The sequence below is a fragment of the Psychrobacter sp. M4 genome (assembly GCF_055699795.1).
The window spans coordinates 153,444-176,396 of record NZ_CM146740.1 but is presented as its reverse complement, the minus strand read 5'-3'; the positions used below and the strand labels follow the sequence as shown (position 1 = coordinate 176,396).

The following is a 22,953-nucleotide window of genomic DNA, read 5'->3' as shown; positions in this document are numbered from 1 at the left end:
TTAATTTTCTTAATTAGTTGCAACAGCTGATTTATTGAAAAATTCAACAATAGTTTCTGCAATACGCTCTGAGGCTTGCCCATCACCGTATGGATTATGTGCCTGACTCATTTTTTTATAAATGGCTTCATTATCAATTAAATTACTGACTTCGGTCACAATAGTGGGGCAATGCGTACCCACAAGTTTGACAGTACCAGCCTCGACGGCTTCTTGACGTTCAGTGGTAGTACGCATGACCAGTACAGGAATACCAAGTGAGGGGGCTTCTTCTTGAATACCACCTGAGTCAGTTAATATAATATGACTGGTACTCATCAAATAAACAAAAGGTAGATAATCTTGCGGCTCAATTAATTTAACGTTATCGAGCTCTTTTAGTAATCTATTGACAGGCTCTTTAACATTAGGATTTAAATGAACAGGGTAGACAAATTCGTAATTAGGGTACTTTTCAGCAAGCTCTTTAATAGCTCGGCAAATGGATTCAAAACCATCACCGAAATTCTCTCGGCGATGACCGGTGATTAAAACGCGACGCTTAGTAAAGTCTAATGCAGAGAATCGCTGCTGTAACTCATTTCTCAAGGCTTGGTCAGTCTCAAGCTTATGCTTGACATCTAAAAGCGCATCAACGACCGTATTACCTGTTACATGGATACAGTCGGGATTGTTACGTTCATCATAAAGGTGCTGGGCAGCGGTTTGCGTCGGCGCAAAATGTAGCTTGGTAATGATACTAGTCAGCTGTCTATTGGCTTCTTCCGGCCAAGGAGAATAGATATTATAAGTACGCAATCCAGACTCAACATGACCAATAGGTATCTGTTGATAAAAAGCAGCCATGGCTCCGCATAAGGTAGTTGAAGTATCACCATGTACTAGTACTAAGTCTGGTTGGCTCTGTTTTAAGATAGGTTCAAGCGCAAGTAGCATTCGTGAGCTAGCTTCAGTCAAGCTTTGTCCAGATTTCATAATATTTAAATCATAATCTGGAGTAATTTCAAATAAAGATAATACCTGATCGAGCATCTCTCGATGCTGCGCGGTCACGCAGACTAAAGATTCGATGTTTGGATTGGCTTCTAAAGCTTTAATGACGGGTGCCATTTTGATCGCTTCTGGACGGGTACCGAATATGCTTAATACTTTTATCATAACAGAGTCTTTTTGAGAGGAATTAGGAGATTGTTAAGATCGTGAACTCTTTATTGTAGCTATCTAGATTCATACTTTACCAATGCCTATTACTATTGTCTGTATCAATAGCAAACTATCGCATTTTTACCTTAATAGTATTTAAAGTTTGAATACTTGAGGAATGCCTAAAAATTAAACTGACCAGCATCTAACAGATTGGCAAAATCTTTCATCAGGTACTTCAAAAAAGCTATCAGTTTTATTAAGTATCTCTGAACTGATGTGTAGAGATAGATTAATGGCTAAAGTCTTGTTATTAAAGTCATTTACAATATATAAAAAAACACCCCATTGTAGGGGTGTCTTTACATTTTTTCAAGATAAACCACTGAAAATACCTATATTCAGTAACTTACATATGCTACCAACCCGTAACTTCCTTCAGCTTATCGCCAATTTTTGAAGGATCACGAGTATACGCGATGCCTGCATCTTCAAAGGCTTTAAACTTATCTTCAGCCGTACCTTGACCGCCAGAGATGATCGCGCCCGCATGACCCATGCGCTTACCAGCAGGAGCAGTAACACCAGCGATATAACCTACCACAGGCTTAGTGACGTTCTCTTTAATATAAGCCGCCGCTTCTTCTTCAGCAGTACCGCCAATCTCACCGATCAATACAATAGCTTCGGTTTGTGGATCATCTTGGAACAGCTTTAACGCGTCAATTTGGTTCATACCCGGGATAGGATCGCCACCGATACCGATACAGGTAGACTGACCAAAGCCCAGCTTGGTGGTCTGTGCAACCGCTTCATAAGTTAGGGTGCCAGAGCGTGAGATGATGCCCACTTTACCCGGTAGATGAATGTGACCGGGCATGATACCGATTTTACATTCGCCTGGGGTGATGACGCCTGGACAGTTGGGGCCAACTAGACGCACATCGCCTGCTTCCTCAAGATAGCGCTTAGCTTTTAGCATATCGATAGTCGGTACGCCTTCGGTGATTACCACGATCAATTTTACGCCAGCATCGATGGCTTCAACGATCGAATCTAATACAAATGGTGCTGGGACATAGATGACAGAAGCGTCTGCATTAGTCTCTGCCATCGCTTCTGCCATAGTATTAAATACCGGCAGACCTAGATGCGTTTGACCGCCTTTGCCTGGGGTGACCCCGCCGACTACTTTGGTGCCGTATTCGATGGCTTGTTCAGAATGAAACGTGCCGTTTTTACCAGTAAAACCTTGTACCAATACTTTGGTATCTTTATCAATTAATACACTCATTATTTTTTCCTTATATTCGGTTGTCTTGCAACAGTCGCTTACTAGTCCAGCGTAGTTAACCTCTAACCTAATTTATAGATACTGAGTTATAAATACTTTCTTATACCAGTCAAGCTACTGTTGCATCTTACGACTATACTTGCAGCGACAGTGAGGTGTTTAAGCTTTTACAGCATCGACGATTTTTTGTGCCGCATCTGCTAAGCCTTGAGCTGAGATGATTTTTACATCTGATTGCTCTAGTAGCTCAATACCTTTTTCAGCGTTGTTACCTTCTAGGCGCACAACGACAGGTACTTGTACGTCGACTTCTTTGACCGCAGCAATGATAGCTTCGGCAATCATGTCACAGCGTACGATACCGCCAAAGATGTTAATGAGCACGCCTTCAACACTGCTGTCTTCTAAAATAATTTTGAACGCCTCAACCACACGATCTTTGGTCGCGCCGCCGCCTACATCCAAGAAGTTGGCAGGCTTACCGCCATACAGTTTGATGATGTCCATCGTTGCCATCGCAAGACCAGCACCGTTGACCATACAACCGATATTACCTTCTAAAGCGACATAGTTTAGATCAAACTCAGCAGCTTTTAGCTCACGCTCGTTTTCTTGAGTTTTATCTTGTAGTGCCGCGATTTTGGGTAAACGGTATAGCGCGTTTGAATCAATACCAATTTTGCCATCGACACAAACGATCTCGCCGTTTTCACGTACCGCTAGTGGGTTCACTTCAAGAAGTGCAAAGTCATTTTCTACAAACGCTTTATAAGCGCCAGTCATAATTTTGACAAACTGATTGATTTGTTTGCCCTCTAAGCCCAACTGAAACGCTACATCGCGCGCTTGATAGGGCATGAGACCGACTAGGGGATCAACGCTCACTTTAAATATTTTCTCTGGCGTCTCATTGGCGACTTCTTCGATATCAACGCCGCCTTCGGTTGAGGCCATAAAAGTAACGCGGCGAGTTGAGCGATCAACCACGGCGCCAAGGTACAATTCATTCTGTACCGGATACATGTCTTCTGCTACCAACACAAAGTTGACGGGCTGACCATCAGCGTCAGTTTGAAAGGTCACCAAATTAGTGCCGATCAAATCGTCTGTCACTTGCTTGGCTTCTTCGCGAGTTTTAACGACTTTTACGCCGCCCGCTTTACCGCGGCCACCAGCATGAACCTGCGCTTTGATTACTGCCATATCGGTAGGCGTTTTATCAAAAGCGGCAGCGGCTTCTTCGCCACTATAAGCGGTAATACCTTCTTGAATGGGTAATCCGTAGCTTTTTAATAACTCTTTTGCTTGATACTCATGTAAATTCATTGATTGTATCCTTTATTTTTATCATTAATAAAAAATGAAAATGAGCTTATGAATCAGCCTTTAAATAAACTAAATCTAAAGCTCATCGTTTGCTTAAGCGGCTTATTTTTTACGCTTTTTGCGTTGAATAGCATGGATAGCGCGACCATCTGCTGATAGTGCAGCTTCATGTACCGCCTCTGATATCGTTGGATGCGCAAAAGTCATCAATTGTAGATCTTCGATACTAGAGACAAACTCCATCGCAATCATACCTTGATGGACGATATCGCCTGCGCCTGCAGAGATTGCATGCATACCTAACAAGCGGTCTGTTTTGGCATCAGCGACGACTTTGATAGAGCCTTGTGCCTCGCTTTGCGCCAAAGCACGACCGTTGGCGGCTAAGTTAAATGATCCCGTTTTGACTTCATGGCCAGCATCAACTGCTTCTTGCTCAGTAAGACCAACCCAAGCGATCTCTGGATGGGTATAAATGACATTGATAATAGTGTCATAGTTAACCTGAGCTTTTTCGCCGTGGATGCGCTCAACGGCCATCATGCCCTCTTCCATCGCTTTATGCGCAAGCATAGGACCACGTACCAGATCACCAATGGCATAAACGCCGTCAAGATTGGTCTGACATTGGTCGTTGACATCGATGAGACCGCGCTCAGTTAGCTTAACACCGCTATCATCACCAAGCAGTTTTTCAGAGTAAGCGCGGCGTCCGACACAGACGATCAACTTATCAAAACTCTCTTCCGATGATTCGCCGTTGTTTTCGCTGGTGACTACCACTTCATCGCCTTTAACTTCGGCATTGGTTACTTTGGTATCGACGCGAATATCTAAGCCTTGTTGTTTGAACATTTTGCGGGCTTCTTTAGCCATATCTTTATCAGCTGCCGCTAAGAACTCAGGAAGCGCTTCGTACACCACAACTTCACTACCTAAACGACGCCATACTGAACCCAGCTCAAGTCCAATAACACCTGCACCAATCACACCTAAACGCTTAGGGGTTTGGGTAAAATCAAGAGCGCCTGTCGAATCAACGATACGTTCGCCGTCCGTTGGAGCGACTGGAATCTCGATAGGTACTGAACCTGAGGCTAGAATGACGTGTTTAGCCGTAATCGTACTCTCGCTTTCGTCTTCAAGCGCGACAAATTTAATCTTCTTCTCGTCGCCTTTGCCATCAATTAGCGTACCCCAGCCTTGTAGCCAGTCAGCGCCATTACCTTTTACCAAAGCTGCGACGCCGCCCGTTAACTGCTTGACGATGCCTTCTTTGCGCTCAATCATTTGTTCAACGTTGATCTCAACATCGCCGGTGCTAATGCCATGCTCGTCAAGGTCATGCTTGGTCGCTTCATAACGATGTGAGGTGTCTAGTAACGCTTTGGATGGAATACAACCGACGTTTAAACAGGTACCACCGAGAGCCGGCTCCCCTTTATAAACACGTTTTTCGATACAAGCCACGCTCATACCCAGCTGACCTGCGCGGATAGCGGCTTCATAGCCACCAGGACCACCGCCGATAATGACTAAATCATAATTGTCTTTCATAGTAGGTTCCTATTATAACTTTTGATATAAAGTAACTAAAATAATGTAAATTTCAGTATATTTTTTTAGTCTAACTCTTAATTCATTTTGGCTTTTATCAATACTCAGCAAGCTTTGTCATATGTTATTTTACAACGGATAAACAAGCCCTAAATTATGCCTTGAGCTTATAGTTAATACACCAGTTTATAAGTCCGTATGAAGAATGCTTTTTGAATTGCAAGATGGTTTAGCATAAAAGCAAAAAGCTTGTATCAGCGATTGCTAATACAAGCTTAGAAGCTTATAGATCTAGTAGTAACATGGCAGGGTCTTCAACCAGCTCTTTGATAGTAGATAAGAATAAGACTGCTTCTTTACCATCAATCATGCGGTGATCGTAAGACAATGCCAGATACATCATAGGTAAAATCTCAACTTTACCATCAACAGCCATAGGACGCTCATTGATAGCATGCATACCTAAGATCGCTGTTTGTGGTGGATTCAAGATAGGCGTTGACATCAGTGAGCCAAATACACCGCCGTTTGAGATAGTGAAAGTACCACCAGTCATCTCATCAAGACTAAGCTTACCATCTTGCGCTTTACCGCCAAGCTCACGGATTTTGCTCTCGACATCTGCCATACTCATACGATCTGTATCGCGTAGTACAGGAACAACTAAACCACGATCTGACGATACAGCAACTCCGATATCATAAAAACCATGATAGACGATATCATCACCATCGAGTGACGCATTCACTGCTGGGAAGCGTTTAAGAGCTTCGGTAGCGGCTTTTACGAATAATGACATAAAGCCTAGGCGTACGCCATGACGCTTCTCGAACTGATCTTTATACTTGGTACGCATATCCATCAATGGCTTCATATTGACTTCGTTGAACGTTGTAAGCATTGCGGTTTCTTGCGTTGCAGATAGTAGACGCTCAGCTACGCGCTTACGTAGACGGGTCATAGGTACGCGTTTCTCACTACGCTCACCAACTGCTTCTGCCACAGGACGACCACTGTCTGTTTTGATGCTACTGTCTGCTTTAAGCTTTGGATCTGCCATATCAGACTTGGTAACTCGGCCACCGCGGCCACTACCTTCAACTTCTTTTGGATCAACGCCTGACTCTTTGGCCGCTTTACGTACTGCTGGGCTTTGATCTTTATGATCAGCTTCAGGATCACCTTTTTTATCCGTAACTTGTACAGGTTCGCCGCCATCTGTGGCTTGCTTTTTCTGTACTGGCGCTGCTGGTTGATCAGGATCGACTGCTGGAGCATCGTCCTTATCTTTGTCAGCGTCAGACTGTTGATCAGCTTCTGCGTCATCACTAGCACTGGTATCGCTACTGCCACTAGCGCCTGCTTCAAATTCGGCAATTAAATCTGCAGACTCAACGGTATCGTCAACTTGTTTAACAATCTTGGTCACCACACCATCATCAGGCGCAACAACTTCTAAAACGACTTTATCAGTCTCGATTTCTGCTAAAAGATCGTCACGGCTAACTTGTTCACCTTCAGCGACATGCCATTCAACAATGGTACCGTCGGCAACTGATTCTGGGAAAACGGGGGCTTTGATATCAGCCATCGAAAATACTCCTTAGATTTGAGTTTTGATATTTATTATAAGATAAACTGTTACTTCCTATAAAAGGGTGCGTCATAAAGAATGATACACCCTCATAAATGAAGAAGTCGTTTGTTCGTTGGTAAGTTTATTATTGATAGATAAAATACTTAAATAACGAACACTATCGTAGTCACTATTTACTTTAATAAATTATTCTAAAAGAGTCCTTTATCGTTGATAAAGAACCCTCGTTATAGGCTTTTATTTAGTTAATTCTTCAACGCTAACACCTAGACCCTCTGCCACCAACGTTTGCTGCTGCTGAGCGTGTAACTTAGGCGATCCTGTCGCTGGCGCTGCACTAGGAGGACGTGCCACAGGCTCCATGACTTTAGCTTTAGTCGGATGCGGTACTACGATACGGAACATATGCGGAGCTAAATAGTACCAAGCACCTTGGTTTAGTGGCTCCTCTTGCGTCCAAACGATCTCTTTTAGGTTGCTGTATTTTTCAATCTCAGCAATCAAACGCTCTTCTGGTAACGGATAGAGCTGCTCAATACGCACGATTGCAACATGTTCTAAGCCAAGCTCACGGCGCTGCTCAAGTAAGTCATAATAAACCTTACCACCGCATAATACTAAGCGCGTGATCTTATCAGCGTTGTGCTCATCAATCTCTGACAATACAGTTTCAAACTTGCCATCAGCCAGCTCTTCTAGAGTAGACGTTGCCAATTTATGACGCAGTAAACTCTTTGGTGACATCACAATCATCGGTTTACGGATTGGACGCACCGCTTGACGACGTAGCGCATGGAATATTTGCGCAGGTGTGGTGGGCGTAATCACTTGCATATTATCTTCAGCACATAGTTGCAAGAAGCGCTCAAGACGTGCCGAGGAATGCTCAGGGCCTTGACCTTCATAGCCATGTGGTAATAGCATAGTTAAGCCACAAACACGCTGCCATTTAGTCTCACCACTAGCGATGAACTGATCAATGACAACTTGAGCGCCGTTGACGAAATCACCAAATTGAGCTTCCCAAACGATCAAGGCATTGGGAACGGTCGTCGCATAGCCGTATTCAAACGCTAAAACAGCTTCTTCTGATAATAAAGAGTTGTAGATAGCAAAACGGGCTTGATCTTTACTGATATGAGCTAGGGGTACATACATGCTACCATCAGCGGTATTGTATATCTCGCTATGGCGATGCGAGAAAGTACCACGGCCTACATCTTCGCCCGTGATACGTACTAGTGTATTATCGTTAGCGACTAAACTGGCATAGGCTAGCGTTTCAGCTGCGCCCCAGTTCAGCGGTTCCTCACCTGTTTGCATGGCCAGACGCTGTTCAACGACTTTTTGTACTTGACGCTGCAGCTTATAACCTTCTGGCATCTCTGCCATTTTGCGACCATAATCTTTTAGCTTTTCTATATCGACACTGGTATCCCAATCATCAACCCAGTCATGGCCAAGATAGGGTGCCCAGTCTACAAAAAGCTTTTCATCAGGATCGCTCACTAGTGAATTGGCTACATAATCACCACGGTCTAAAGACTCACGATAGCTGTCTTCGTACTTCTTCGCTTCGTCACTATCAATGACACCTTCTTCGATCAGTTTTTCAGCATAAATTGCACGCGTGGTGGGCAGTTTTTTGATAACGGCATACATAAGCGGCTGAGTTGCTGATGGCTCATCAGCTTCGTTATGACCATTACGGCGATAGCAAAATAAATCAATAACGATGTCTTTATCAAACTCATGGCGATAATCAAGCGCTAGCTGGGCGGCAAATACTACCGATTCAGGATCATCTCCATTCACATGTAAAATAGGCGCATGTACCATTTTTGCCACATCAGTACAGTATTCTGTCGAACGGGCATCTTCTTGGCGGCTGGTAGTAAAGCCAACTTGGTTATTAATAACAATATGTACCGTACCGCCTGTAGTATAGGCACGGGTTTGTGACATCTGGAAAGTCTCTTGTACCACGCCTTGAGCAGCAAAGGCAGCATCACCATGAACCACGATAGGCAATACTGAGTTGCCATCCTTGTCACTATGACCCGGCTGATCGTTGCGGCGAACTTGGCGCGCGCGTACCGACCCTTGTAGCACAGGTGCTACAATCTCTAGATGCGAGGGGTTGAAAGCTAGTGCTAAATGTGCCTCCCCGCCCGGCGTCATGACATTTGATGAATAACCGTTATGGTATTTGACATCACCTGAACCTTTCTCTGGCTGCACTTTACCATCAAACTCATCGAACAAATCCGCTGGGTTTTTACCCAAAATATTGACCAGTAAGTTTAAGCGTCCACGGTGTGCCATGCCAATAACCATCTCTTTGGTACCATAGCTACCAGCACGTTGAATGATCTCATTGACCGCAGGAATAAAGCTCTCACCGCCTTCTAGACCAAAACGCTTAACACCAGTATATTTACGTGCCAAATACTTCTCTAAACCTTCAGCAGCACTTAAGCGCTCAAGAATAGACAAGCGTTTTTCTTTATCAAATTCGATATGGCCTAGGTTGCTCTCAAGATATTGCTCCATCCAGCGTTTCTCAACACTAGTAGTGACATGCATATACTCTACACCGATGTAGCGGCAGTAAACCCGCTCCATGATCTCTATAATCTCACGTAATGGCGCTTCTGATTTGCCAATATTAAGATCACTTGTCGGATATACCGTATCAAGATCATCTTCTGATAAGCCGTGATAAGCTAGTGTCAAATCGACAACTTCTTCGCGTGGATGTAGTCCTAGCGGATCAAGCTGAGCACGGCGATGACCACGGCGACGGTAGGCTGAGATAAGCTGTTGTACGCCCATCTGTTTAGGATCGGCACAGTCTACCAAACTTGTTGCATCGTTTGCAGCAGGCGCAGTCGTCACTTTATTAGCAGTTTGATTGCGCGCTAGCAGCAAGAATTGATCCTGAATGGCGTTGTGCTTAGCATCATCAGCAGACTGATATTGCTCAAAATACTCCTGCCAATCCTCGTCAACATTCGCAGGATCGTCAAGATACTGTTCATAAAGGGATTCAATGTAGTAAGCATTGTCAGCTGCAAGTTCAGTATGCCCTACATTAGCTGATTTTTTATTTGTACTATTCATAATAATCGTCTATTTAATAGATAAATGAATGGAATCGTGCTTGTTGTTATATCGTTTTTGTATGCTAAATTGCAGAAAAATGACTTAGGTCTATAGTAGTATTTGGTAGATATTAACCTTGTAATAAGGTAAAAATTAGTTATCTTTATGCTCTCATACCCAATAATTATAGTCTTTGTATAATCGTTAACTACGACTACTATAAGTTTTTCTAAAACTTGGCCCTATTGGCTCTAGTGTCAAGCATACATTGCCACATAGCCTATCATGTCATAAATAATTGATACAGTTTGTTTACTTAATACTAAGTATTTACTTAATGAATAACAAATATACTTATATTAATATTTTATCAATCATAACTAGAACTACAACTTGTTTTTCTATAACCTATGTTTAATGATATATGATAAATTTATTGAGTCATTACTATACTTTACTCTGCTAAAAATTATCTTATTCAATCGTAGTAATTACAAGCTAACAACGTATTAATAATATGACATTACGTACTTATGACGGTATTTGTATCAAAACTATCAGCTTTTAATACAAGAACACCGCCTATCTATAGACGGTGTTCTTAAGTAGCTACTACTCAATAGCATAGCACTGTAGCAATTGATACCACTCCACACTTATATAACGACATTAGCCTGCCTGATCAATAAGCATACTACGCAGATGTCCAATAGCTTTGGTAGGATTCAATCCTTTAGGACATACTGATACGCAGTTCATAATGCCGCGGCAACGGAACAGACTAAACGGATCTTCTAAACGAGCTAGACGTGCTTGCGTATCGCTATCACGACTATCCACTACAAAACGGTTAGCATTCAATAAAGCTGCTGGACCTAAAAACTTATCAGGGTTCCACCAAAATGAAGGACAGCTGGTCGAACAACAAGCGCATAAAATACACTCATATAAACCATTCAATTGTTCGCGCTGTTCAGGAGATTGCAAACGTTCGGTTGGCGGTGCTGGCTGATCATTAATCAGATAAGGGTGTACCTTTTCGTACTGTGCATAAAACTGGTTCATATCGACAACTAAATCACGAACGACCGGTAATCCTGGCAGAGGGCGAATAGTAATCTTTTCAGGTAATGTGTTCATATTGAGCAAACAGGCAAGACCATTTTTACCATTGATGTTCATACCATCAGAACCACAGATGCCTTCACGGCAGGAGCGGCGAAAGGTAATGGTCTCGTCTTGCTTTTTCAGACGTAATAATACGTCAAGCAGCATACGATCTGACTCTATTAGCTCAACCGTATAAGTTTGCATACGTGGCGCTGCATCCTTGTCAGGATCGTAGCGATAAATTTCGATGGTGCGAGTACCTCGGCTCATAATGCTAAACTCCACACATAGGTGACGGCGGGCGTACAAGGATTGCAATATACCAATACTAATAGGTTATTTAATAAACTATGAGACTGCTTATTTATCGATCAATTATTTCAACAATCAATACATTGGTATTTGCATGTAGCTGGCGGTCACCTTTTAATAAGTTGGTAATAATAAAATCTGGCTTTCAATCAAAATAATTTTACTATCGTTAAAATATTACTTTGACTAGTAAACCCGAACTTTTGGTTCAATATAATCTACTGTTAATGGCACCTTACGGACTGGCTTGTAGATTACGCGGTTGCCTTCAGAGTACCATAAAGTATGTTTCATCCAGTCATGATCGTTACGACCATTTGGTGCATAATCATCATCTTCTGGGCGATCATAGTCCGATACACTATGGGCACCGCGGCTCTCATGACGGTTAGCCGCTGAAATCATAGTAGCTTTAGCAACTTCATATAAATTAATAACTTCAAAAGCTTCAATACGTGCAGTATTGAATACTTGCGATTTATCAGCAAGATGGATATTTTCAACTTTTTCACCGAGTGCTAGAATTTTCTCTACGCCCTCATCCATCAGCGCTTGCGTACGAAAGACACTAGCGTGCTTTTGCATAGTAGCGCGAATCTCATCTGCCACTTCTTGTGCGTTGTAACCCTCGGTTGATTTTTGCAGCTTATCCAAACGGCTAAGTGTAAAATCAAGGACATGGGTATCTAGCGGCTTATAATTGTGATCGTTGTGGTGATATTCATCAACAATATGCTTACCAGCAGCACGGCCAAAGACGACCAAGTCAAGCAAAGAGTTGGTACCTAGGCGGTTGGCACCATGGACGCTGACGCAAGCACACTCACCGATTGCATAAAGGCCTTTGACTATCTTGCCTTCAGCGTATAGACCCTCTTCATCAGTGCCCGCTTCTAAATCAGGTACAATAACTTGACCGTGAATAGTCGTTGGAATACCGCCCATCATATAATGAATAGTTGGAATAACAGGAATAGGCTCTTTGGTGATATCAACGTTAGCAAAGTTTTTACCAATCTCAAAGACTGATGGCAAGCGCTTCATGATGGTATCAACCCCTAAGTGAGTCATATCCATAACGATATAGTCGCCATCAGGGCCACAGCCGCGACCTTCTTTGATCTCTTGGTCCATTGAACGTGATACCAAATCGCGCGGCGCCAAATCTTTTACCGTTGGTGCATAACGCTCCATAAAGGCTTCGCCGTCTTTGTTACGCAAGATAGCCCCTTCACCGCGGCACCCTTCGGTCAAGAGTACGCCCGCACCAGCAACACCTGTGGGATGGAACTGCCAAAACTCCATATCCTCTAGTGGCACGCCTGCACGTACGGCCATACCAATACCATCGCCAGTATTAATATAGGCATTGGTAGAGGCAGCGAATATACGCCCTGCACCGCCTGTGGCGAGTACAGTAATAGGGGACTGGAATACAGCAACCGTACCAGTTTCTTGTTCAATCGCGACTACCCCGTTGATGTTACCGTCTTCATCTTTGATCAGATCAAGAGCGATCCATTCAACGAAAAACTGTGTACCTTGCTCAAGATTCTTTTGATACAAGGTATGTAGTAAAGCATGCCCTGTACGGTCGGCGGCAGCACAAGCACGTTGCACCGCTTTTTCGCCGTAGTTAGAGGTATGACCACCGAATGGACGCTGATAAATAGTTCCGTCTTCATTACGGTCAAACGGCATACCCATATGCTCAAGCTCGTAGACGACTTTTGGTGCTTCGCGGCACATGTATTCAATAGCGTCTTGATCACCCAACCAGTCTGAGCCTTTTACCGTATCATAAAAGTGAAAATGCCAATTGTCGTTACTCATATTACCAAGGCTGGCACCAATACCACCTTGAGCGGCAACTGTATGCGAGCGCGTTGGAAACACTTTGGTGATAACAGCGACATTCATACCCGCTTCGGCTAACTGTAACGAGGCGCGCATACCTGAGCCACCACCACCAACAATCACAGCGTCATAGTTGAGATTTTTAATATTACTAATAGTATTATCTTGTCTTGTTGCCATTACAATATTCCTAATGCTTGTTGATGCCTAGAAGGTAGATATAGAGATCATCTATATATCTAAGCTCAATAAGTAATTGATATGTGCCCTATCGTTATCGAAATTAACACTAGCTCACTAACTGATCTATTATGACTTACTCGCCAGTTATTAAATAATTAATCTGTTATAAATTAGGCAATAGTTATCTAGTACTAAATCTCTATAATAAAAAGTTATGATTATAAAACTGACAACTTATACCGCGATAACGCCGAAGCCACTGCCCCAAAAAATCATGATACCCCAAAATAAATAGACTAAAATAGCAATGATCATTAAGGTCTGTAACACTAATCTTAATTTTGGTGCATCTTCACCCATTTTCCCAGACGTAATATAGTCAGTAAAGACCGTCCACATACCTACCCAAGCATGTCCAGCAAGCGCAAGAACAGCGACTAAACTAAATAATCGCATGGGCAAACTTGTCATAAACGCTGTCCATGAATAAAAATCTACATTACTGTGCGTTAAAAAAAAGCCTAGTAATACAACACTATATACCGCTAGAACAACAGCGCTAATGCGTTGTACCATCCAATCACGGGTACCTGAGCCTGTCAGACCAGTAGCACTCTTAATTCTTGAATCATTTTTTATCATTAGAACATCACCCATATAAATGACATGACAATTAAAATCGCTGCAATCACAAAGCATATATTAGAAACCATACGTGCAGATTTTAGCTCTTCGTTCTTGCCGTTATCTGCAAATAAATGTTTAATGCCCATTACAAAATGATAAGCGATTGCAGCAACAAATATCCATGTTAGAAAACGAATAAAAATATTGTCAAATACCGTCTCAAAGCTCTCAGGTGAAGCTAGAGAGGTTTGTAATAGCCATAACATGACAGGGATTAACAAAAATAAAATAATGCCAGATATACGATGTAAGATTGAAGCAATTGCGATCGGTGAACGATTAACGCTAATTACTTGACTTAGAGGTAAATTAATAGGTCGGTTGCTTTTCACAGCGGGCATCCTTTTGCGGTTATACTCCTGTATCTGCTATCAATACTTAATAAAGCCAACTTAAGCAAGTACCAGTATTGAGCAACACACGAGACGAATAAAGTAATAAGGAGGAGCTAGCTGACCTTGCTGATTGTGTCTGCTGGTTACTTCTTCAGCTATCAATTCTATACACAGCAGTACTATGGAAAACATTATGATATAGGCTGTTATAATGTAGTCATCAACCTATGTGACTCACTTGTGTCTCAAAAATAAGAAGACGATGCTAGATCCCATTAAAAATATGGTTAAGCATGGTCATCTTTATAAACACATCTTTGTTAATCTACAAACAGACTTTTAACCATAGCAAAATATAAGTCAGCGGCGTGCTTTATCAATAACTCTTTGATAGCGGATAACACCGACTGACCTCAGCAAAGCTTATGTCAGTTAAATTGTGCTAATTATAAAATGACTGCCCACTAATTACAAACTTATCACGCAAATATTAGGTATGACTTTTGATATCAAGAATAGTAAGGCTCCGTAATATTACTACTTAAGTATTACGCCTTGTCGTTTATTTACAATTTGCATCTTATCTGCTTGATATGCATTCTCTAGCAGTCGTTGCCAGTTAAAATTATAAATTTAGGCTAAACAATTTTTTGAATAATTAACTTCTCTTATTCAATTATTAATAGGTGTCATTGTTTTTTTAAAGCTCTTTTGTAGATATAAATATAGGGTTAGACATATTTTGATACAAAAATTACAGGGTATAAGTACCCTGAAACCGTGTGACATAGGGTGATTGCTACTAAAAGTCTTTTCAAATTATATAGAATTACTGGTAACATAGCCGAAATACTGATGCAATCGACTCTGTATTTGCCTGTTCAATTATTAATGACGCAAACAGCATATGCAAAAAAAAGGCGCATGATACAAGCAAGGATGTGCGTCGACAGTACTTTTATTCTAATAAACCAAAATCGATGGAGAAAAATTATGGCTGACAACATTAAGTCTGATAACGAAGCCACATTAGCTGTAGATGGTAAGGAATACCAACTGCCTATTATAAAAGGTACTTTAGGTCGTCCCGTTATCGATGTTGCTAACCTACAAGATTCAGGCTTTTGGTCGTACGACCCAGGGTTTAAAATAACGGCTCCGGTTGAGTCAAAAATTACTTTTATTAATGGCGGCGAAGGTGAGCTACTATATCGCGGCTATCCTATTGACCAATTGGCTAATGAAGCTGAATATTTAGAAGTCGCTTACGCGCTTATTCATGGCGATCTGCCTAACAGTGAGCAAAAAGAAGACTTCTACGCGAAAATTCGTAAGCACTCAGGGGTTCATGACCAACTACGTAAGTTCTTCGAAGGCTTTCGCCGTGACGCGCATCCAATGGCTATTATGGTCGGTGTCGTGGGTGCTTTATCCGCGTTTTATCACGAAGATCTAGACATCAGCAATGAAGATGATCGTGAAGCTACGGCCATACGTTTAGTTGCCAAAATGCCAACACTTGCTGCCATGAGTTATAAATACTCTCAAGGCGAGCCATTTATGTATCCGCGTAATGACTTTAGTTATGCAGAGAATTTCTTATATATGATGTTTGCAACCCCTGGCGACGTCGATTATAAAGTGAATCCAATTATCGCCAAAGCAATGGATAAGATTTTCACTTTACACGCTGATCATGAGCAAAATGCTTCGACCTCTACAGTACGTTTGGCAGGTTCTACTGGTGCCAATCCTTACGCTTGTATCGCAGCTGGTATTGCAGCGCTTTGGGGCCCCTCACATGGCGGCGCTAACGAGGCCGTTCTTGAGATGTTAGATGAGATCGGTACTGTTGAGAACGTTCCAGCATTTATGGAAAAAGTGAAGAGCCGTGAAGTTAAGCTGATGGGCTTTGGTCACCGTGTCTACAAAAACTTTGACCCGCGTGCTCAGGTGTTAAAAGAAACCTCAGATGAAGTACTAAGCGCTCTTGGTATCGATGATCCTAAGCTGCAATTGGCTATGGAGCTTGAAAGAATAGCGCTAGAAGATCCGTTCTTTATTGAGCGTAATCTTTATCCAAACGTTGACTTTTACTCGGGTATCATTCTAAAAGCTATTGGTATTCCAACGTCGATGTTTACCGTAATTTTCTCTTTGGCCCGTACCTCAGGTTGGATCAGCCATTGGCTTGAGATGCACAGTGCGCCATTCAAAATTGGTCGTCCACGTCAGCTATATACTGGCGAGACCAAGCGCGATTTTGTAAAAGTCGAAGATCGCAAATAGTCTGTTAGATAGCTAGCATTAGCTTATAGATATAAAAATCCCGCTTGTAGCGGGATTTTTTATACGTTTACATTGCTAGTTATTTTATGGTCACTGAAACTCTTCTAGAGTTTGTTCGTATTTGGCAATTTGTTCATCATAGCTCTCAATAGTATCGTTAAATTTTTTCATCAGCGCCTCAAACTCTTGCTGCTGATTTATTTTCATCTGCTCCATATCGAGCGCTTGTTGTACTTCTATTTGTTGCCATACTTGGTGCTGAGTAATCAGACGAGCAAGCGCCGGACTTTTTATACTTACGCGCTCAGCAATCTCTGCATGCTCAAATAGCTCTGGCAACAAGGTCATGATATTAAGCAAAGTATCAATATCCTGTGCACTAAGAGGTATCGAAGCTGGCTCATAAAGTGCTTGCATAGCTTGCTGATAACGCTCTATAAGCTGATTTTCAGTCAAAAGGCTGGGTTTACGAGGACCAATTCGAATAAGCTTTAATACTTCTAAATCACGCTCGCCAACCTCAGTACTAGTGTTTATCTCAGCTCCAGCCTTGTCAGTAGACACCGCGCTAGTGTCTGCATTCGAAGCTGTATTTTCAGAAGTCGCTGCTGTCGTTGTACTGTCTGTGTCAGTATTCTTATCAGTATCATTAGGCGTAGGCTTTGACACGCTATTAGGTAGTATGCTGCTACTATCAGGCGCATCGGCTGCTTGTAGGGCTTCGTATTCAGCTTGCAAACGCTGCTGCAATTCTTGCATCTCTTTAACGTATAAAGGTTCAAATTCTTCTATACGCGCAGCCGCGGAATCGCTTTGCACGCCAGGCTTAGAGTCAGCCTCTGATTGCGAGCTTACTTGGTCGTCATCTGCAGGCTTTGCTGTGGGCTGACATCCTGTCAATGATAATGTTCCTAAAAACGATGCTACTATTAGCATAGATATTGGGAGCATCGATACGGGCTGCCTGCTATTCATAAGCTTGTTATCTCCATAGCAGTCCCTTCTTTTATGTATAACTTTTTTTTGCTTATTACTGTCCAATTTTGCAGTCAAAAAAGTAAATATCACAACACAGATCCTTGGTTGAGGCCGAAATTTATTATTGTTAAATGATACGAGTTAAATGACTAATAGTCATAGTTGTTGGAAACTACTTTATAATAGCGTTTATTAGGCGTTAGTTGAAAGTTAAATGTTGAGTGAGCTATCGCTACTGACAGTGTTCTTGTTGTTGTCTGCGGCTATTATGCCTAAATTGGTATCTAAAAAAGGAATGCAATCTGCCCATGCCTGACAGTCTTGTCCGCGTTGACGACGTATAAAATAGTCTTGCACCATTTGCGCTTGCTGCTCTATTCCATAGCTAAAAAACGACTTACCCTGTTTTAAATGATAACGATAACGGCGGTTGATAATAGCGCCGCGTACCACTTTTAAACCTTGTTGTAATTGCCACACATGAGTAAGCTCATGGATCAGCCAACTCTGCTTACCAATTGATGCCGCGCTAAAGTCCGTAATCCAGTTTTCAGGGTGAAAGTAAATATAACCATTAGGACTTACCGCATAATTTTTGAGCACCCACCAAGCGGTTTTCAGCTGTACCTTATCAACATCAAGGCTATGGCCAAATACTGAACGTGCCAGCGCTTTTTCACCTTTGGTAAGTGGGCGTGATTGTTGTTCAAACCGGCTTGATAAACGCCGCTTTTGGCTCAATAACTGCTTTGTTGTCTGCCATATTTTGGTCAATTAGTATCTCCGTTATTTTTATTGTAAGTTGAGAATGTTATGTCCCCTACTTTTCATGCCAAGACTCCGCTTGCTCAGCGTATGCGTCCCAGCTCTCTTGACGCTATTATTGGTCAAGAGCATTTATTGGCTGATGGCGCGCCGCTACGCCGCTTAGTTGAGCAAGGGCATCTACCATCAATTATACTACACGGTGAGGCCGGTATTGGTAAAACTACTATTGCTATGCTACTGGCTGATGCCGCCCGCCGGCCTTTTCACGCTCTATCAGCGCTCAATACTGGCGTTAAGCAGTTGCGAGAAGTATTGGACAGTAAAGATGGTTTAAGCTTTGACGCGCCTGTAGTCTTCATTGATGAGATCCACCGTTTTAATAAAGCGCAGCAAGACGCTTTGCTTGGCGCAGTAGAATCAGGTGATATTACCTTGATCGGGGCAACAACTGAAAATCCCTCTTTTAGTGTCAACAACGCTCTATTATCGCGCTGCCAAGTTTATCGATTGGAGCCACTCAGTACCGAGCAAATCGAGAGCGTTCTGGCGCGCGCTATCGATGAAGACCCTATATTTCAATCATTATCTATTGATTTGCAAGCGCAAGATTTTATCAATCAGCTAGCGCATGGTGATGCTCGTAAAGCGCTTAATTTATTGGAGCTGGCGGTACAGACGGCAGACCCCAAGCAGTCACCTATTATCATTGATGATGAATTGGTAAGCCGGGTCGCTCAAACAGCGCTGGTACGCTACGATAAAGATGGTGAACAGCATTATGACATCGTCTCAGCGCTGATCAAATCCGTACGCGGCTCCGATCCTGATGCTGCTTTGTACTGGATGGCGCGCATGTTAGTTGGCGGTGAACCTGCTGACTTTATCGCGCGGCGCTTGGTAATTTTAGCCAGCGAAGATATCGGTAATGCTAATCCTAACGCTTTATTGCTCGCGGATGCTGCCCTGCGTAGTGTGCAGTCCATTGGTATGCCCGAGGCACGGATTATTTTAGGTCAAGTAGTGGTTTATCTGGCGACCAGTGCCAAAAGCAATAGCACTTATAAAGCCATCAATGCGGCGATGACGCTGGCCGAAAAGGATGCCTCGCCAGTACCGCTACATCTAAGAAATGGCGTGACCAAGCTGATGCGCGAGCAAGGCTATGGCAAAGGTTATACTTATCCGCATAATTATCCCAATCACTACTACGCGCAACCCTATTTACCTGATAATTTAACAGGGACACGTTTTTATGAGTATGCAGACAATCAGCGTGAGCAGCACAGTAAACAGTTTATGGACTGGCTAAAATCGCAAGCAGCAAGCAATGATTAACAAGCTACGACTATATCGTTAGGTTTTAAGCCATCAAACGCCAAGTTATAACCATACAACGGCTTATTGCGACAAAAAATTTTAAAATACACCCATGGTAAAACTATAGGGGCTGATACAATAGACAAATCGCCTTTTATACCTTACTTTTAACTGACTAATAAATCTAACCAACTAATAGATAATAAACCTTGAGACTTTTTTATGAATTTAAACACTATTCCTGAGATTATCGAAGACATTCGTGCTGGCAAGATGGTTATCTTAATGGATGATGAAGATCGCGAAAACGAAGGCGACATTATCATGGCAGCCACGCATGTACGTCCTGAAGATATCAACTTTATGATTACTCATGCCCGCGGCTTGGTTTGCTTAACTTTATCGCAAGCACGCTGTCAGCAGCTGGCACTACCACTGATGTCTGATCGCAACGAAGCAAAATTCAGCACCAACTTTACCGTATCTATTGAAGCGGCAGAAGGCGTTACCACTGGCATATCAGCCGCAGATCGTGCGCGCACCATACAAGCTGCAGTTTCGTCCACTGCCAAGCCTGAGGATATTGTACAACCGGGTCATATTTTTCCAATCATGGCGCAAAATGGCGGCGTCCTACATCGCGCCGGTCACACTGAAGCGGGCTGTGATCTAGCGCGCCTTGCAGGTCTTGAGCCAGCTGCGGTGATCGTTGAGATTATCAATGCCGATGGTACGATGGCACGCCGTGACGATCTTGAGATATTCGCTCAAGAGCACGGTATCAAAATCGGAACGATCGCTGATCTTATTAACTATCGTATCGCTAATGAGCAAACGATAGAAGAGGTCGACAGCTATCCTTTTGAGACTGAATATGGCACTTTTACTTTGCACCGTTTCCGTGAATTCGGTGCTGATGAGACGCATCTGGCTTTAGTCAAAGGCGACGTGAATGAAGGCGTCAGTACCGTACGTGTCCATGGTTTTCATCCGCTACGTGATTTATTTGCCGCAAAAAAAGACACGACAGGGCGCAGTGGTTGGAGTGTCCAGTCTGCATTAGAGGAGATTAATGCTTCGGAGCGCGGCGTCTTGGTATGGATTGGTAATCATCAACCCATTGATTTGGGCGATGCTTTAGATAAAGCTTCAAACAATCAGTCGCTCTCAACCCTTACTCAGCAGCCTTATCGTAGCATTGGAGTCGGCGCGCAGATTCTGCGTCATTTAGGGGTGCGTGATATGCGTTTATTGTCTTCACCGATGAAGTTCTATGCATTATCAGGATTTGATTTAAACGTAGTTGATTTTATACACGCTCCTAAAAAGGTTTGATGGTCTTTAAAATTAGATAGTTTTGGGATTGAAAACTTCTTAGTGCTACCAAAAATACTCTGATGTCAAAAAGGTACGCTACTTATGGTAACGTACCTTTTTTATTAACTGGCTTTATTAAGTAGCACCTTATTGTTCAGAACATCAACAGCGTTATTATAATTCTGGCTCATGACCAAACTTGCTTTCTAAGGCTGACAAACGAGCGCGTTCATCAGCGCTCCAAGCCAGCTTATGTTGTCCTGCACTATCTAAACGTACAATCACAGCTTCAGCAGTAGCAACGATAGCTTGCTGCATGCAGCTATAATAACTGTATTCTAATACGATGCTAGTATTACCCAAACGTTGACAGCGTACCCCTAATAGTAACGTATCAGGATACATCACCGGACGCAAATACTGACAGCTCGACTGAGCCAGCATAGTCACCATACTGCCATCAAACATACCCAGCGCCTGTAGGTAGGCGATTCGCGCTGACTCAGCATAACGGTAATAAACGACATTGTTAAGATGGTTAAAAGCGTCCATCTCGCCCCACTGAATAGGCTGATAGTGAATAATAGGATACTGCGCTAATGCGCTAGGAATCTCTTGACAAGTATTGCCGTGGGCAAAGTCCATCGGACTTCGTCTGGGACTGTTTGTATTATCTGTATTATTATTCATAACTGACCTATGTTTTACTATTCATATTAAAGGCTTTGCACTCAAAGACTTATGTTCAAGGCTTTTATATTTACGTAGGATTTATTTTTATCTAAGATAAAAACTCCTGCCTTAGAATTTGAGTGGTGACCAAGGGTGTGGACGTCGGCGCGTTAGCAATCAATTTATCAAGCCACCCAATCACCTCTTGAATATTTGCTGGCGGCGCCGTCGTTACTAAGCGAGCTTCGCTTTCAGATGCTTTTATCCTATCTTCTAAAGAGGATTGCACTGTACTGGCTGGTGTTTTTTGAGTAGTTGCTTGATTCACAATTAGCGTCTGTAGACGATCACGTGCTTGGCGCAAGTAGTCATTTAACTGCTCCGGTTCGCGCATATTACTAGCTTGAATAGCCAAATTTAAGGTCATTATCGCTTCATGAACTACTAATTGACGCCGCGTCAATGCTACGCTGTTGTCAGCCGTAGTAGCGATTGCAGCTGTATTGGTGTCTTTGCTACGCTTGTTGGTACTATTGATGTGCTCATAGCTGTGCAAAAACTCTTGAATATTTTGAATGGCTATGTTTTGTAGCTGCCAAGCATTGGGTTGTAAGCTTTGCGCCTGCAAACGTTCGATATCTTTGGCAAGGCTTTGTTTAATTACAGTTGTTAGCGCCGGCGCAATCTCATTACTGTCTTGCGACAACTGCCATTGCAAACTACGCAGTAAATCTATAGAAGCGCTATAGTTATTATCAGCAAGCAATCGATCAGCAGCTTGGATCTGAATACGCAGTAAGTCTAGCTGATTTTGCGCCTGATTACTCGCAGCTGTGTTAGGTTTTGGTGATGCTTGCTGGTTAATGGCGAATAGGCGATCATCCATCTCATTTAAACGGCTGATTACTTGCTCATTGTTTTGCAGACGATCGTTGGTTTGGTTTTGAAAACGCTGCTGACTGACGTAGAGCCAAACCAAGGCGATAATTAGTAACAAAATAAGCAGCCACTGCAAACGCACTAATAACCTATGTGCTTGTCGACGCTGCCGATTTGGAGAGGGGCTATCAGGTGAAGCAGTAGGCTTAGTTGACATAAGGCAGCCC

Annotated in this window: 17 protein-coding genes; 3 read left to right on the top strand and 14 right to left on the bottom strand. The window is 42.7% G+C overall.

Going from position 1 to position 22,953, the window contains the following annotated elements:
- Positions 1 to 9: 9 nt before the first annotated feature.
- The 10 genes from wecB to sdhC form a co-directional block, all read right to left on the bottom strand.
- Positions 10 to 1,158 carry a non-hydrolyzing UDP-N-acetylglucosamine 2-epimerase gene (wecB, locus tag ACR63N_RS00750; RefSeq protein WP_472782313.1) on the bottom strand — a complete coding sequence of 383 codons (1,149 nt, stop codon included), beginning with the start codon at positions 1,156 to 1,158 and terminating at the stop codon, positions 10 to 12.
- Between the two features lie 403 nt (positions 1,159 to 1,561).
- Positions 1,562 to 2,437, bottom strand: coding sequence for a succinate--CoA ligase subunit alpha (sucD, locus tag ACR63N_RS00745; RefSeq protein WP_367104936.1), 876 nt, complete (start codon positions 2,435 to 2,437; stop codon positions 1,562 to 1,564).
- Positions 2,438 to 2,596: 159 nt separating this feature from the next.
- The gene (gene sucC, locus ACR63N_RS00740; protein ID WP_367104935.1) at positions 2,597 to 3,763 is read right to left on the bottom strand and encodes an ADP-forming succinate--CoA ligase subunit beta; all 1,167 of its coding nucleotides are present in this window, start codon (positions 3,761 to 3,763) and stop codon (positions 2,597 to 2,599) included.
- A 102-nt stretch (positions 3,764 to 3,865) separates the two neighbouring features.
- Positions 3,866 to 5,320: a dihydrolipoyl dehydrogenase gene (gene lpdA / locus ACR63N_RS00735; protein ID WP_367104934.1), complete on the bottom strand. Its 1,455-nt coding sequence runs from the start codon at positions 5,318 to 5,320 to the stop codon at positions 3,866 to 3,868.
- 283 nt (positions 5,321 to 5,603) lie between these two features.
- Positions 5,604 to 6,911 carry a 2-oxoglutarate dehydrogenase complex dihydrolipoyllysine-residue succinyltransferase gene (gene odhB / locus ACR63N_RS00730; RefSeq protein ID WP_367104933.1) on the bottom strand — a complete coding sequence of 436 codons (1,308 nt, stop codon included), beginning with the start codon at positions 6,909 to 6,911 and terminating at the stop codon, positions 5,604 to 5,606.
- Positions 6,912 to 7,154: 243 nt separating this feature from the next.
- Positions 7,155 to 10,040 (bottom strand): 2-oxoglutarate dehydrogenase E1 component, encoded by a 2,886-nt coding sequence (locus ACR63N_RS00725; protein ID WP_367104932.1) that lies wholly within the window; start codon positions 10,038 to 10,040, stop codon positions 7,155 to 7,157.
- Positions 10,041 to 10,691: 651 nt separating this feature from the next.
- Positions 10,692 to 11,402, bottom strand: a complete 711-nt coding sequence (locus ACR63N_RS00720) for a succinate dehydrogenase iron-sulfur subunit (RefSeq protein WP_367104931.1) — start codon at positions 11,400 to 11,402, stop codon at positions 10,692 to 10,694.
- A gap of 228 nt (positions 11,403 to 11,630) precedes the next feature.
- Positions 11,631 to 13,481 carry a succinate dehydrogenase flavoprotein subunit gene (gene sdhA, locus ACR63N_RS00715; RefSeq protein WP_367104930.1) on the bottom strand — a complete coding sequence of 617 codons (1,851 nt, stop codon included), beginning with the start codon at positions 13,479 to 13,481 and terminating at the stop codon, positions 11,631 to 11,633.
- 237 nt (positions 13,482 to 13,718) lie between these two features.
- Positions 13,719 to 14,123, bottom strand: a complete 405-nt coding sequence (gene sdhD, locus ACR63N_RS00710) for a succinate dehydrogenase, hydrophobic membrane anchor protein (RefSeq protein ID WP_367104989.1) — start codon at positions 14,121 to 14,123, stop codon at positions 13,719 to 13,721.
- A 2-nt stretch (positions 14,124 to 14,125) separates the two neighbouring features.
- A complete protein-coding gene (sdhC, locus tag ACR63N_RS00705; protein WP_367106724.1) occupies positions 14,126 to 14,512 on the bottom strand; it encodes a succinate dehydrogenase, cytochrome b556 subunit in 387 nt (128 codons plus the stop codon).
- Between the two features lie 987 nt (positions 14,513 to 15,499).
- On the opposite strand from sdhC, the gene gltA reads away from it, so the two are divergent.
- On the top strand, positions 15,500 to 16,795 hold the full coding sequence (gene gltA, locus ACR63N_RS00700) for a citrate synthase (RefSeq protein WP_367104928.1): 1,296 nt from the start codon (positions 15,500 to 15,502) through the stop codon (positions 16,793 to 16,795).
- 90 nt (positions 16,796 to 16,885) lie between these two features.
- Here the strand turns inward: gltA and ACR63N_RS00695 are convergent, their stop codons facing one another.
- Both ACR63N_RS00695 and ACR63N_RS00690 read right to left on the bottom strand, forming a co-directional pair.
- Positions 16,886 to 17,770, bottom strand: coding sequence for a hypothetical protein (locus tag ACR63N_RS00695; protein WP_367104927.1), 885 nt, complete (start codon positions 17,768 to 17,770; stop codon positions 16,886 to 16,888).
- Positions 17,771 to 17,983: 213 nt separating this feature from the next.
- Positions 17,984 to 18,538 (bottom strand): type IV secretion protein Rhs, encoded by a 555-nt coding sequence (locus ACR63N_RS00690; RefSeq protein ID WP_367106759.1) that lies wholly within the window; start codon positions 18,536 to 18,538, stop codon positions 17,984 to 17,986.
- Positions 18,539 to 18,586: 48 nt separating this feature from the next.
- Here ACR63N_RS00690 and ACR63N_RS00685 point away from each other — a divergent pair, with 48 nt between their 5' ends.
- Together ACR63N_RS00685 and ribBA are read left to right on the top strand one after the other, a co-directional pair.
- Complete coding sequence (locus tag ACR63N_RS00685) at positions 18,587 to 19,876, top strand: replication-associated recombination protein A (RefSeq protein WP_472782312.1); 1,290 nt, start codon at positions 18,587 to 18,589, stop codon at positions 19,874 to 19,876.
- Between the two features lie 204 nt (positions 19,877 to 20,080).
- Positions 20,081 to 21,193 (top strand): bifunctional 3,4-dihydroxy-2-butanone-4-phosphate synthase/GTP cyclohydrolase II, encoded by a 1,113-nt coding sequence (gene ribBA, locus ACR63N_RS00680; protein ID WP_367104925.1) that lies wholly within the window; start codon positions 20,081 to 20,083, stop codon positions 21,191 to 21,193.
- Positions 21,194 to 21,349: 156 nt separating this feature from the next.
- On the opposite strand, the gene ACR63N_RS00675 is transcribed toward ribBA, so the two are convergent.
- Together ACR63N_RS00675 and ACR63N_RS00670 are read right to left on the bottom strand one after the other, a co-directional pair.
- Positions 21,350 to 21,820, bottom strand: a complete 471-nt coding sequence (locus ACR63N_RS00675; RefSeq protein ID WP_367104987.1) for an acyl-CoA thioesterase — start codon at positions 21,818 to 21,820, stop codon at positions 21,350 to 21,352.
- A gap of 136 nt (positions 21,821 to 21,956) precedes the next feature.
- Positions 21,957 to 22,943 carry a hypothetical protein gene (locus ACR63N_RS00670; protein ID WP_367104924.1) on the bottom strand — a complete coding sequence of 329 codons (987 nt, stop codon included), beginning with the start codon at positions 22,941 to 22,943 and terminating at the stop codon, positions 21,957 to 21,959.
- Positions 22,944 to 22,953 lie beyond the last annotated feature (10 nt).

Bases quoted from the DNA above. Each gene is read 5' to 3' on its own strand.
- wecB (WP_472782313.1), bottom strand. From the start codon at position 1,158: ATGATAAAAGTATTAAGCATATTCGGTACCCGTCCAGAAGCGATCAAA.
- sucD (WP_367104936.1), bottom strand. From the start codon at position 2,437: ATGAGTGTATTAATTGATAAAGATACCAAAGTATTGGTACAAGGTTTT.
- sucC (WP_367104935.1), bottom strand. From the start codon at position 3,763: ATGAATTTACATGAGTATCAAGCAAAAGAGTTATTAAAAAGCTACGGA.
- lpdA (WP_367104934.1), bottom strand. From the start codon at position 5,320: ATGAAAGACAATTATGATTTAGTCATTATCGGCGGTGGTCCTGGTGGC.
- odhB (WP_367104933.1), bottom strand. From the start codon at position 6,911: ATGGCTGATATCAAAGCCCCCGTTTTCCCAGAATCAGTTGCCGACGGT.
- ACR63N_RS00725 (WP_367104932.1), bottom strand. From the start codon at position 10,040: ATGAATAGTACAAATAAAAAATCAGCTAATGTAGGGCATACTGAACTT.
- ACR63N_RS00720 (WP_367104931.1), bottom strand. From the start codon at position 11,402: ATGAGCCGAGGTACTCGCACCATCGAAATTTATCGCTACGATCCTGAC.
- sdhA (WP_367104930.1), bottom strand. From the start codon at position 13,481: ATGGCAACAAGACAAGATAATACTATTAGTAATATTAAAAATCTCAAC.
- sdhC (WP_367106724.1), bottom strand. From the start codon at position 14,512: ATGCCCGCTGTGAAAAGCAACCGACCTATTAATTTACCTCTAAGTCAA.
- gltA (WP_367104928.1), top strand. From the start codon at position 15,500: ATGGCTGACAACATTAAGTCTGATAACGAAGCCACATTAGCTGTAGAT.
- ACR63N_RS00695 (WP_367104927.1), bottom strand. From the start codon at position 17,770: ATGAATAGCAGGCAGCCCGTATCGATGCTCCCAATATCTATGCTAATA.
- ACR63N_RS00685 (WP_472782312.1), top strand. From the start codon at position 18,587: ATGTCCCCTACTTTTCATGCCAAGACTCCGCTTGCTCAGCGTATGCGT.
- ribBA (WP_367104925.1), top strand. From the start codon at position 20,081: ATGAATTTAAACACTATTCCTGAGATTATCGAAGACATTCGTGCTGGC.
- ACR63N_RS00675 (WP_367104987.1), bottom strand. From the start codon at position 21,820: ATGGACTTTGCCCACGGCAATACTTGTCAAGAGATTCCTAGCGCATTA.
- ACR63N_RS00670 (WP_367104924.1), bottom strand. From the start codon at position 22,943: ATGTCAACTAAGCCTACTGCTTCACCTGATAGCCCCTCTCCAAATCGG.